Below are 11,217 nucleotides of genomic sequence, written 5' to 3' on the forward strand. Positions count from 1 at the left end.
ACCACCGTCGCCGGAGATGGCGGCACAGACTTTTGAGGACTGGCTATCAAGTGCATCCCAAGGCCATCCACATCTGGCTGCTCCAACCATCATACTGGACCAAGAGCGCTTACGTTGCTGCCGCCGACTCGGCAGACGTCATAATTTTATTTTCCGGAGTGGCAATTTTCAGTCTCAACCGAGGAAGTTCCGGACGTGGTCCAGTTGTGCATTGGCCGTCCAATGCCTCATGACAGACTAGAGCGAGCGGTCCACCGTGGCGGCGACTGTCGTTACCAATCGCTTCTCCTCCAACAAGCGCCCAGCTGATTGAGGGAGGAATCGATGTTGGTCGCTGTTGTCGGAGCCGGGATTATGGGCGCGTCGCTAGCGCTTCATCTCGCCGGGAACGAATTGACGGTATTGCTGTTTGATGGTGCCGTCCCCGGCTCTGGAGCGACCGGATCAAGTTTCGCGTGTTTAAGCTTCTTCGCCGGGGCGACGCCGGACTACATGCAATTCAGGTCCGAAGCCCTTGACTACCACGTGGAACTTGCACGCCAGAATTGGTCTGGCAGACACCATCAGAGCGACGGGAACATTACGTTGGTCAACCGACTCTACTCAAGTTAAAAAACTGCTTCAGGCCGCCGGCGTGGCCGAGGGATTAGGAAGGCGCGTTGAGTACCTTTCACGAATTGATGCATTGAACCTCGAGCCCAATCTTTAGACTCCCTTCTTCATAGAAGAGAGATAGTGGTAATGGGCCTTTTCAAATCATCGGACAAAGAAAACCGGTGCAGCGCGATATTGACGCCGTAACCGCAAACCGCGATCGCCTGTCGGCGACGCTCACTGAAGCAGAACAGGCTACGGCGCGCCATACTGCTTCGGCGAAGCGAGCCGCGCTCACCGGCGATGAGACCGAACTCGATCGCTCGGAAGCGTCGTTGCGCGTGGCACAGGATCGCACTGCCTCGCTGAAGGCCGCTATCGGCGAAGTGGATCAGAAGTTGGCGAACCTTGAACACACCAAGGTTGAGCTCGCAGATCGTAAGCTGCGTGCGCAGACGGCTGCCGAGATCGAGCTCGTGGTCCGTGAGATGGCTGAGGCCAGTGCGGCATTCGATGCAGCCGCTGCTCGGCTTTTCGAAAGCACGACACGCGCTCTTCCATGTCTCTGGGAGGTTCGCGGTCTCGATGACTTCGTGAATGTGGCTCTGGCTCAAGTGCCCCGGTCCGTCGAGTTGGTCGGCACGATGCTTCGGGCGTACGCCGATGCGGTGATCGCGGGTAACGCACCGGCCACGCTGCCGCGCCCTGACCAGGCGTCGGCTCAGGTGCCCGCGCCTGCCCAACCGCCCGCCCTCACTTCACCTATCGTCCGGTCACGGAGGGAAAGCCGACCTTCAGAGGCGCCGTCGCGAGCTCAGTGCTGTAGTCACTGACGAAGGGGCTATCTACATGAAGAGGAAATTCGCACCGCCTGGTGCAGAACCGCACCGAATCTTACGAAGAACAGATGGCTGGTGCGGCGATCAGGCTGATATGCCGAACTCGGTCGCGCGAGAGATTGCGTCTGCGTTGCCGGCTCTGAAAGGCCGTACGGAGATTGATCGTATTCGCGCTCGAATGACGGCGCGCCAGATGATTTTCTATCGCAAGAAGAAGATAGTTGCTGAGTGGCGAAAGCGATTTGGTCTTCGCACTCGATGATTGCGGGTGCTGATGGGTTAGGACTTGGATCGGAGGCGCGGCGGATGTACCCGCGTCCTCCGATCTCGAATGGCTCCGGCACAACAGTGCTGGGGCCATTTTCTTGGCCGCCCCGCTATCGTCCTCGCAAGGGCTGCCGATGGAGTGCTAGCTTCTGGTTAGTTCTACAACTTTTGCTCTAGCGACCTAATAGGCTCTTTGTGCTTCGATACCCTCCGGCCGAATGAACCGATGATGGGGCATTCCTTGGGCGGAGAGCGCGTCGAACGGCGACTAGCAGCAGTCCTGGCGGCAGATATCGCCGGGTATAGCCGTTTGATGGGAGCCGACGAGGAAGGAGCGCTCGCCAGGCTGAAGGCCCTTAGAAGGGCCGTGGTCGATCCCGGCATCACGTCCCATCGAGGCCACATCGTCAAGACGACTGGTGACGGCATGCTTGTTGAGGTCGTAAGCGCTGTCGATGCCACACGCTGCGCAGTCGAGGTTCAACGTGCCATGGTCGAGCAGAACGCCTCGATGCCGAAGGATCAGGTAATCCAATTCCGGATTGGTATTCATGTCGGCGACATCATTGGCGATGATGACGATATATTCGGCGACGGCGTAAATATTGCAGCTCGATTGGAGGGCATTTTGGAGCCGGGCGGCATTTGCATTTCCAATGATGCCTATCGGCAGGTCCGCGGCAAAGTCGAGCTTGCCTGCGATGACGTAGGTTTGCAGGTTCTAAAGAATATTGCTGAGCCCTTGCACGCGTGGCGAATTAGCCCTCCTGGATCAGTGATGGCACCAGCGCATTCGACTGCCCGTCCACAAGGCGCTTCAGCTTTCGGACAAGCCATCCATAGCAGTGCTGCCCTTTCAGAATATGTCTGGCGACCCTGAGCAGGACTACTTCGCTGAGCGCGCATTGAGAGGCATCGCCTTGGGAAGGCGCAACTGGACCTTCGCTGGTAGCCAGCGTGGCGCCGACCGTGCCGCCATCATGCTGATGATGATCACGACCTGTCGCCTCAACGACGTCGATCCCAAGGCCTGGCTCGCCGAGATCCTCGCCCGTATCGCCGATCTTCCCGCGTCGCGCCTGCACGAACTACTGCCCTGTTGGGATGGACGGCCTCCCAACGGCATCGCAATGTGCCAGAGTGAGTTCGTTGAAATTCTCAATCGAGGGAAACCGTCCGTGGAAAAGATTATCCGAATTGGCATGGATACGTCAAAGAGCGTTTTCCAGTTGCATGGCGTGAACGCAGCTGAGAAACCGATCCTGCGCAAGAAGCTCTCGCGTCGAGAGATGGTAAAGTTTTTCGAGAAGGCGGCGCCTACTACCGTTGCTCTCGAAGCCTGCGGTGGGGCTCACCACTGGGCAAGACTATTAACTTCCTTTGGGCACGAAGTGAAATTGATCGCGCCTCAGCTGGCCAAGCCGTATGTGAAGCGCGGCAAGAATGACGCGGCGGATGCAGAGGCCCTGTGCGAGGCGATGAGCCGACCCACCATGCGGTTCGTTCCAGTGAAAACCGCAGATCAGCAGGCAGCGCTGACGTTAGTTGGAATGCGAGAGAGGCTTATCCGCAATCGGACAGAGATGGCCAATGCCATTCGCGGCTTTGCCATGGAATTTGGTATCGTCGCGGCCAGGGGCATGTGCAGGATCGAACCGCTATTGGAGCGATTAGCGAATGATCAATCGCTGCCGGAGCTTGCTCGGGAGCTTTTTGCCATGCATGGTGATGAATATCGTGATCTGCTGTCGCAAATCAGGTCGGTCGAGAAAAAGCTAATGGAACTTCACCGCGCCGATGAATGCAGCAAGCGTCTTGCGAAAATTCCCGGTGTCGGTCCTGTTGGTGCGTCACTCTTGATGATGAAGACACCAGACCCTCGCATGTTTAAGTCTGGCCGCGATTTTGCCGCTTGGATAGGGCTCACACCCAAAGATCATTCGACGGCCGGCAAGGTCAGGCTTGGGGTCATCACACGTGCCGGCGACGAAATGTTGAGGAGCACATTGGTGGTCGGCGCGACCGCTCTTCTTCAGCATGTAAGAGCAGGTCGAAGCAGACATGCCTCCCGATGGCTTACCGACCTGCTGCAACGAAAAAGCCCCAAACTTGTCGCCGTGGCGCTTGCCAACAAGATCGCCCGCGTTGCCTGGAAGCTCATGGTGAGCGGTGAAACGTACCGGCGAATGGAGGAACAGCCAAAGGCTATATAGAGGATTGGCGACCACGGTGAGAACAGAAGCTACCGTGTTGCGCTGATGCTGTGAACTTGCATGAGAAGAGCAGATGGTGCGATCGATCGATCCAAAACTCGTGACACTCCGTCATTCCCAGTGGCCCTCCGAGGTCGCTGCCTTGTTAGGAACACGCGTTGCGGAACCCATCTTGGCCAGCGGTCATGTGCGACCGCATGCAAAGGCCGGACATATGGAGGCAAGCGATCCGTCAAATCACTGAACAATATCTTGCAAGGAGGGAGCCGTCCACATATGGGAATGGAAGCTCCTGCGCCAAGCCGATAAGCCCGCCGGTCAGCAGGCCGCCTGACCGTCACCCAACCGATCATAGAGCTCACTGTGCCCGCGCGCATGCGTCAATCAGGCGGTCTTCGTCGTACTTCGTCGTCTTACGATTACCCACATTTTTGAGTCAGAGTCTCGCTCCGGTTGCGATATCGATGAATCGCGATAGTCCGCGCCACATGATCAGATTCCCTGGTGGCGGATCGTTGGCGCGGGCGAGATAGCCGCCGAGCCTGGCGATCTTGATGAGATAATCCGCAATGACTTCGCGAGTGACAATCTTGAACTCGTCGCCCGTTCGCGGATGAAAGCCGAGGCCGTCGTAGAACTTATATTGGCCGCTTTCGCTTCGCCAATACCAAACCTTCGGAGCACCCGCGGTTGGTTCGAAGAAGCCGAACTTCTCTGGATCGTCTATCCGCAGAGGCGCTCGACGGACGACCTTGGCGGTTTGCTGGTTCCATGCTTGAACGACATCTGGGCTGACGGGCGTCAGCTCTCCTCCCGTTTGCGGATGGAAGCCCATAAGATCGAACAATTCGATCTGACTACGACCATTTTTGAAGTACCAAACAACCGGCTCACCCGTTGTCGGATCAAAGAAAGTCGGATTGGTCGAGGTGATTATCTTTGGCCTATGGCCGCTTCTGTATTGTTCAATCTTTTCGACTATTTGAGGTGTGAGGGGGCGACATTCGCGTCCTGTCTCGGGATCAATCCCGACACGGTTCAATGTCATAATGGTGGTGCGGGTCATTACGTAGCATTTCTCCGCTACGCCGTTCTTCCGAAAGTTCGCGTCAATGCGCCCAAGCAAGAGCGAATGTCCGATCACAAGTGCGAGGAAACCCCCGTAACCGATCCGGCGCTTCTGCTTAGAGAGTGAGAACCGCGACATTGAACCGGCCTGCCGTTTGCGTTACGGCGCTGCGCGCCTTTTCGATTGCGTTCACTTCTAGCCCCCGCGCCCGTATTATTACGGGTGCAAAAATTAATGTTCAACCGAGGATCTACGATAGGAGGTCAACCTCTGGATTGTCAAAAATCCCGCTGGCTAGCTCGTCTTCTTGCGACGAGAGGGCCAATCCCGGGGAAGGCTTTCCCAAACATGGCGAGACGAGCGCTTCTTTAATCTGCGGGTCGAAAGTCTGCCATCCGGTTTAGCCCGGGTACGCGTCTCGGCGTACTCGACAAAGCGGATGGCCGGATCGCTCTCTAGTTGGCAAATGCCTCGAGATTGCTTGCCAAAAAAGCCGTGGGGACACTATTGGGACACTAATTAGCCAACCGTTGACTTATAAAGTAAAATTTCGCGCCACCCTCTCCCACAAGGAGGGAAGCGAAATCTCCAAGAGGGCGCAGCCGGCCTAGCAAAGGACATGCAATCGTCCCTCGGGCTCCGCGCCGGCGGCTTCAGTTTCCATGGCATCGGCGGACAGCCGCATAAGATTCCCGTGCGCTGCCATGTAGCCGTGCCCTTCGGAGATGCCGAAACCGAGCCCGTCATCAAAGTGGATCGTGGCGTGGCGCAAGCCACTCCAGTCCGCCCCGATGAAGTGCGCCGAAGTTCCAACACACCCTTCTGGCCGCGTGTTCTTGCGACGACGTCGGTTGGACAGGAGGGGCTGGATTTTCACACATGGTGCTCGCATGTCGTTCATTGGGATCTCTCCTCCAATCCGCTCGACCTTGAGCAACGTGAAGGTCGCGTCCAGCGCTACGCGGGCCTGTCGGTCAGGCGAAGGCTGTCCGCGGAATTGCGCGACGAAGTCTAGAAAGATCCCGCCCTGGCCGACGGCTCGCCGTGGCGTTCCGTACAAAGACATGCGGAGCGTTTCGTCGATGCCAGCGGCCTTCGTCCTTGGTGGGTGCTCGACGGAGCTGAAATCCGCCGCCACGTCTTCGAGCGCCCCTTTGGGCGGGACATTGCGCGGTTCGCCCAACTTCGCGAGCAGCGAATGATCTATCGGCTGACCCTTGGACAGCCCAATCAGGAGGATTTCATCGACGTGTTGTCACGCGGGGGCGAGGCGACCCGCACGCTTTTGCAGCCACTCATCCTTGATTTGTCCGCGATGGGTCTTCGAACGAAGGCAATCCATGCCTCGGGTATTGATCAGAGCCCGATATCGATCGCCCGTCCTCCGGTCAGGAAGGGCGAAGATATGTCTGCGCGGCCACAGCCGGCCGAGGAGACGACCGTCGATCGAGCGATGCCTGACCGCACCGCTCAAACGTTTTAATGTTCCCGCGATGCGGCGATCGCCAGCGGGCTACCGCCGCCATTACAAGCGGAAGCCTGTCTTTATCAGTTGGCCGCGGCAAAAATTAATGCGCTGCTTCGAGGCGTCTTACAACGCTGTTTCCCGAACTTGGATGGAGTGCTGGCGTGAAGCGGAAGTTTGAAAGATTAGCCGCAGGTAGGACAGGGCATAGATCAAAGCCCCGACGCCGAAAAGTAACCACAAAATGGGCTGCCAAAACGGCACGTAGGTGAGATTTCCGTCGTAACGATAGGCCGTCTTGAAAACGTTCGGAAGACCATTCGCGGGCCAGAAATGTGCCCACACGCCAATCTCCTGCTTGCAATTCTCAGGACAGTTGAAGTTGCCATCGACCGTGAAGTAAAAATTGCCGTGCAGAAATGTCCCTTCGAGGATGCCAAGACCGATAAGGGGCAGCGCGACGAATAAGATCAGAGACCAGATCGCGACCATGCGGGCCCTATCCGATATCAGTCCGAGATCGGATTTGGTGACCACCCTATCGAACCAGGCCCCGCCCGTATGCCGCCTCGCAAAGGCCTTGGCCCACCACAAGGACCAGACACAGAGCGTAGCAACGACGGGAACACCGAGAAGAGCGACAGCATGAGCGTTGAGCGAAGACCAATCCAGACCAAGGATTTCGAGAATCTTGCCCGCTCCGGACTTCGCGCCGCGTGTCAGAAGAAATAGTGCAACGGTGCCTGAAAGCGTAAGCCGCGACGCCTTGCCCCACTGTTCGCGGAGCATTTCGTCCGGGCTTTTTTTATCGGCCATTGTAATCAAGCCCCCCTAGAAGCCCAGAGCTTTCCCGAGCTTCCTTATTTCATTGTTCGGGCCTGGCCCGTGCACAATATCGTGTGCGGCATTGTCGAGGGTTTTCCTAATTTCGTTGTTCGGTCCGGGCCCATGCTCGAGATCGTGGAGCGCATTCGTAAAGGCCTGGACGATCTCATTGTTCTTACCGAACTCCGCGCCTCCGAACAGAACTTTCATATCCGGATCGACCGATGGGCATGCTGAGGCTGCGCGTGCTGCTGCCTTGACGCTGTCAGCCAGTACGCGACGTTGAGTTATGATTTCCGGCGGCAGCTCTGCCTTGTCGACCGAGTTCATGTCGAGCTTGGCACTCACGATGTAGCCGTTTTGGGTGGCCGTCGCGTCCGTTAGATGGACCACATATTCGATCGCCTTGTGGGCCGGAGTGACCGTGATGCCATGGTCGTCCGGCTTCGGACTTCTGAGACCGGCACGGCGAGGGAGATCGTCCATAACGAGATTGGGTTCGCCGAGTGTCGGCGGGACCGGCATAGTCCATCGCACTCCAACTTTGACGAGATCGACTTTGACAGGCCCCATCTCGAGTCGTCCATCCGTGGTCACGTCCGCAGTCAACGTATCGCAAGGCATCGTAGCGCCGAGTGACAGAACTGGATGCCCGTCCACGTTCTTGTTAGTCAGCTCGACCGTGCCCGCTACATGCTTTCCGGTTCCTCCCTCCAACCCGAGGACGGTCCCCATGTTCACCACTGGTTTGACATGCGCGTGAACCTTGGCGTGCAAATCCATGCGCAAATCGGTAGCAAGCGCCACACCTTTGCCTGGCATCCACACCGCACTCGGCGGCCCGACGTTCATCGTCGCATTGATATCGGTGGCATCGGGCAGTTCGAGCAGGATGGTCTCGTTGTCCACGAGGTGCCCCGTTACGCTGGTTGAGTGGACAACGACAGTCCGGTTCACTTGGGGGAGCGTGCTCAGTTTACTGATAAAACCAACCAAAGCCTTTCCGCTAAGGAAAAAGGCGAAATCGCTTTTTTGCTCCCAGTCTTTGGTTGCGCCTGAGACCTGCTCCCGCAACGTAGCGATCCGTGTTTCAAGTTCTGCAGGCTGAAGATCAGGAACGGCAGGCGGGGTCACGGGAGCCTGACCGGGGGCTGAGGTGGCGGCCAGAAGCCATACACCCGAGTGTAGAAACACGGGCGCAGAAAACGAGAAGCGCTGCTCCAGGACTTTGCCGGGCAAGCTCACACTGAGCACAACGGTACCGTCGGGGGCCTTGATGGTCGTATCGCTTTTGAACCCTGTGTTGAAGCTGATGCGGTCTTCGAACGGGACCGCGACGGTAAGATGATTGTCGAGAGCGATCATCAGGCCGGAAGAGATCGCCTCCGATAGGAAATTCCGGCCACGAATGTCGAGGAAACCCCAATTGAACTGCGGCTCCGCCTTCGTGACGCCAACTGCGAATTCCGCCGTCGCAGCCGGCCTGTCGTCGGCTTGGGGCGCAATGCCGCGAAACGAAATATTACCTTCCAGTCTCAGATTCACCGCGCGACCGCGCTGTGTGCTTGCGACCTTTATGTCGACGATAGCTCCCGTGAGCCCAAGGCCGGGCTGGACTCGCGCATTTTCCACCGTAACCACCAGATCGCCGAGTTTGGATTTGATTGGACTGATCGTCGTGCCGGCGAGTTGCTTGAGCGCCTTGTCGATGACTGCATTTGAGAAAAATACCGCTGTGTCGGCATCTTGCGGCTGATGCGTCTGGGCGAGCGTTTGATCGGTAAGCGTCAGAGCTACCCAGTCCGCCGCCGCTCGCTCGTGAATGACGTAGTCGCGCCTGTAGGTACCCCAGCTGGCAGCGACAGCGACAAGCGCGACGATAAGCAGGCCTGCAAGCAGACGTCCGGCACGCATCATTTCTCTCCGCGGACTGTTTATCGTTCCTCACCGTCCAGCACCAAGCTAACCGCTAATTGCGACATCACAATATCGGAAGTTGCGGAGAAACGCCTGACGATTTCAACGAAATACGGAAAGCGCGCCGACCGACCTGCCCGCTGATCAAACCCGCGTGGGGCGGGCGTCCAAGCGATGATGGTCCGTCAGCACGTTGAGTCCGCTTGGGGTCATTCGCGACAGGGCCGGGCCAGCAGCAAGTCCGGCGATGTCCGTTATGCCGCCAAGCGGAAGTAAATTCAGAGCATTAGGTAGTGGTCGCCGCCGACGAACATGGGCACACCAACGAAGGCGTCCCATGCGAATGCCTGCCCGCGCAACCTCGCAAACTCACGCTGATATCGGATTGACCGCCCAAATCGTCAGCGTCATCGAGGGTCGCCGACCTCTGCCCAATAGAGGCGCTCCTGCTCGGCCTTCAGGTCTTCGAGAGATACAGGGATCGGATCGAGGTCGACATTGTACATCGGCAATGGCCAGTGCCGATACAGTGTATTGACATGATCCTGAGCCGCGGATTCGTCCGGCAAACTTTCGGCAATCAGTCGAGCCACAAGTTGCTCGGTTAGACGTTCCGCGTCTTGCAGCGTCTCCTTTTCCTGAAACTCAAGCTGCCCCCAAACCTCTGATGTGGCTTGAATCCCCTCTACCGTGAATATTCCGCAGGCGGCCATCGCGTCGACAACCTGCACAACGGACGGCATGCGCGACGGGTAGTCGCTTGGGTGGACGAGGGGTGCATTCCAGACCGGCGTGCCATCCTCGTAGGCCTCGACGTCCGCGTAGAGCTTGCTCTCTCGCTGATAGATGGCGGAGTTCGGCATGATGAACTCGCCCATAGTCCCTTCGAGATCATGGGCCTTGCGCAGCGGCTCGACGGCTTTACGGAGGTCCGCGACATCAATGGACCACCAGTCGGACAGCTGGGCGTAAATCAGCCGTTCGCGGTGCCCGTAAAACCTGCCAACCAATTTGTTCACCTTGCCGGCGAGCCGCTTCTCAGGGTAGCGGACGATATCGAGCAGGATGAGAATCTTCGCCGCCTCCTCTTTAGCGAATCCCGCAAGCACCTCGGCTTCTCGCGGCTTTTCTCGCAGTTCAGCAGACGCGGACCAAAATCCCCTCGCGCTGGCGTGGATAATCGGAATCCCTTCTGCGATGAAAGCAAGCCGATCGGTGGCCGACATTTGGCAAATGCGGCTAGCCTGTCTCTGTCCAATCTGCAGCTTTTTCATCATCGTCCTGGTCTTCGTCATGTGCCGGCAGGGAATCCGGAAACTCACCCGCCAACACTTTATCTTTACTGAGCAGGCCGGCGTCCTCCAGCGCTTCCATATCCGGAAGATCGCGCAGCGTCTCCAAGCCGAAGTGTGACAGGAAGGCCCTGGTCGTCACGTAGGTGTAGGGCGCGCCGGGTTGCGGGCTGCGCGCGCCGCTCGCGATGAACCTCAATCCGCGCAGACGCCCGATAGTATCGCGGCTGACCTCCTTGCCGAAGAAGGATGACAATTCGCTGCGATTGATCGGCTGGTAATAGGCGATGCAGGCGAGGATCAGCGCTTCGGTCTGCGACAACGCCTTGTCGCCGCCGGCAGCCCGGATCGCCTCGGCGAAGTTTTTCCTGGCGCGGTGCTGCCAGCCGCCCGCGACGGAGACGAGCTCGTAAGGCCGGCCGCGCAGCTCGTCGCGGATGTCGTCGATGACGAGATCGAGGTTGCAACCGCGGCCAACGACGCGCGTCAGGACCTCGCGCGTCACCGGCTCGGGCGAGGCGAAGATGACGGCCTCGACCCGGCCCATCCATTCGCGCCAGCGCAGCTCCGGCGGCAGGTCGGCCAATTCAGTGTCGAGATCCGCTTTCGGCCGCGCGCGCCGCCCCATGTCAGAGACCGTAGAGTCGGAAGGTCGGCCGGCCGGTGAGCTCGCGCACCGCGCCGAGCGACACCAGTCGCTCGAACAGGCGCCGTGTGCTGCGATCGCTCGCCGTCT

The 11,217-nt window shown here is 58.3% G+C and carries 12 protein-coding genes and 1 pseudogene; 6 read left to right on the plus strand and 7 right to left on the minus strand.

Annotation, left to right across the window (positions count from 1 at the left end; genetic code table 11):
* The first annotated feature begins 324 nt into the window (after positions 1–324).
* On the plus strand, positions 325–612 hold the full coding sequence (locus H8B02_RS49185) for an FAD-dependent oxidoreductase (protein WP_376711768.1): 288 nt from the start codon (positions 325–327) through the stop codon (positions 610–612).
* 107 nt (positions 613–719) lie between these two features.
* Here the strand turns inward: H8B02_RS49185 and H8B02_RS39570 are convergent, their stop codons facing one another.
* Positions 720–1,208: a hypothetical protein gene (locus H8B02_RS39570; protein WP_229171135.1), complete on the minus strand. Its 489-nt coding sequence runs from the start codon at positions 1,206–1,208 to the stop codon at positions 720–722.
* 718 nt (positions 1,209–1,926) lie between these two features.
* Here H8B02_RS39570 and H8B02_RS39575 point away from each other — a divergent pair.
* The 3 genes and pseudogenes from H8B02_RS39575 (at position 1,927) to H8B02_RS39585 (ending at position 3,913) form a co-directional block, all read left to right on the plus strand.
* Complete coding sequence (locus tag H8B02_RS39575) at positions 1,927–2,580, plus strand: adenylate/guanylate cyclase domain-containing protein (RefSeq protein WP_229171136.1); 654 nt, start codon at positions 1,927–1,929, stop codon at positions 2,578–2,580.
* Between the two features lie 13 nt (positions 2,581–2,593).
* Positions 2,594–2,806 (plus strand): annotated as a pseudogene (locus tag H8B02_RS49325) (transposase domain-containing protein); the annotation flags it as partial.
* 72 nt (positions 2,807–2,878) lie between these two features.
* Positions 2,879–3,913, plus strand: a complete 1,035-nt coding sequence (locus H8B02_RS39585) for an IS110 family RNA-guided transposase (protein WP_229171143.1) — start codon at positions 2,879–2,881, stop codon at positions 3,911–3,913.
* 436 nt (positions 3,914–4,349) lie between these two features.
* Here H8B02_RS39585 and H8B02_RS39590 read toward each other — a convergent pair whose 3' ends face one another.
* Complete coding sequence (locus H8B02_RS39590) at positions 4,350–4,979, minus strand: hypothetical protein (protein ID WP_229171145.1); 630 nt, start codon at positions 4,977–4,979, stop codon at positions 4,350–4,352.
* Between the two features lie 622 nt (positions 4,980–5,601).
* Between H8B02_RS39590 and H8B02_RS39595 the strand changes: the two genes are divergently transcribed.
* Both H8B02_RS39595 and H8B02_RS39600 read left to right on the plus strand, forming a co-directional pair.
* On the plus strand, positions 5,602–5,997 hold the full coding sequence (locus tag H8B02_RS39595; RefSeq protein ID WP_229171137.1) for a C-terminal helicase domain-containing protein: 396 nt from the start codon (positions 5,602–5,604) through the stop codon (positions 5,995–5,997).
* 183 nt (positions 5,998–6,180) lie between these two features.
* A complete protein-coding gene (locus H8B02_RS39600; RefSeq protein ID WP_229171138.1) occupies positions 6,181–6,465 on the plus strand; it encodes a hypothetical protein in 285 nt (94 codons plus the stop codon).
* A gap of 108 nt (positions 6,466–6,573) precedes the next feature.
* Here the strand turns inward: H8B02_RS39600 and H8B02_RS39605 are convergent, their stop codons facing one another.
* The 5 genes from H8B02_RS39605 to H8B02_RS39625 all read right to left on the minus strand — a co-directional run.
* Positions 6,574–7,263, minus strand: a complete 690-nt coding sequence (locus tag H8B02_RS39605; RefSeq protein WP_229171139.1) for a hypothetical protein — start codon at positions 7,261–7,263, stop codon at positions 6,574–6,576.
* Positions 7,264–7,278: 15 nt separating this feature from the next.
* Complete coding sequence (locus H8B02_RS39610; protein ID WP_229171140.1) at positions 7,279–9,186, minus strand: hypothetical protein; 1,908 nt, start codon at positions 9,184–9,186, stop codon at positions 7,279–7,281.
* A 410-nt stretch (positions 9,187–9,596) separates the two neighbouring features.
* The gene (locus H8B02_RS39615; RefSeq protein ID WP_229171141.1) at positions 9,597–10,466 is read right to left on the minus strand and encodes a hypothetical protein; all 870 of its coding nucleotides are present in this window, start codon (positions 10,464–10,466) and stop codon (positions 9,597–9,599) included.
* Complete coding sequence (scpB, locus tag H8B02_RS39620) at positions 10,429–11,109, minus strand: SMC-Scp complex subunit ScpB (protein ID WP_229171142.1); 681 nt, start codon at positions 11,107–11,109, stop codon at positions 10,429–10,431. Before scpB ends, H8B02_RS39615 begins: the two co-directional genes overlap by 38 nt.
* Position 11,110: 1 nt before the next feature.
* A partial coding sequence (locus H8B02_RS39625) for a DUF1403 family protein (protein ID WP_229171144.1) occupies positions 11,111–11,217 on the minus strand: 107 nt, incomplete at its 5' end.

Source organism: Bradyrhizobium altum, from assembly GCF_020889705.1.
GTDB lineage: Bacteria > Pseudomonadota > Alphaproteobacteria > Rhizobiales > Xanthobacteraceae > Bradyrhizobium > Bradyrhizobium altum.

What these genes read in the sequence shown, in the direction of transcription:
- H8B02_RS39610 (WP_229171140.1), bottom strand. Translation starts at nt 9,186, where the DNA reads ATGCGTGCCGGACGTCTGCTTGCAGGCCTGCTTATCGTCGCGCTTGTC.
- H8B02_RS39615 (WP_229171141.1), bottom strand. Translation starts at nt 10,466, where the DNA reads ATGATGAAAAAGCTGCAGATTGGACAGAGACAGGCTAGCCGCATTTGC.
- scpB (WP_229171142.1), bottom strand. Translation starts at nt 11,109, where the DNA reads ATGGGGCGGCGCGCGCGGCCGAAAGCGGATCTCGACACTGAATTGGCC.
- H8B02_RS39600 (WP_229171138.1), top strand. Translation starts at nt 6,181, where the DNA reads ATGATCTATCGGCTGACCCTTGGACAGCCCAATCAGGAGGATTTCATC.
- H8B02_RS49185 (WP_376711768.1), top strand. Translation starts at nt 325, where the DNA reads ATGTTGGTCGCTGTTGTCGGAGCCGGGATTATGGGCGCGTCGCTAGCG.
- H8B02_RS39595 (WP_229171137.1), top strand. Translation starts at nt 5,602, where the DNA reads ATGCAATCGTCCCTCGGGCTCCGCGCCGGCGGCTTCAGTTTCCATGGC.
- H8B02_RS39605 (WP_229171139.1), bottom strand. Translation starts at nt 7,263, where the DNA reads ATGGCCGATAAAAAAAGCCCGGACGAAATGCTCCGCGAACAGTGGGGC.
- H8B02_RS39575 (WP_229171136.1), top strand. Translation starts at nt 1,927, where the DNA reads ATGATGGGGCATTCCTTGGGCGGAGAGCGCGTCGAACGGCGACTAGCA.
- H8B02_RS39590 (WP_229171145.1), bottom strand. Translation starts at nt 4,979, where the DNA reads ATGACCCGCACCACCATTATGACATTGAACCGTGTCGGGATTGATCCC.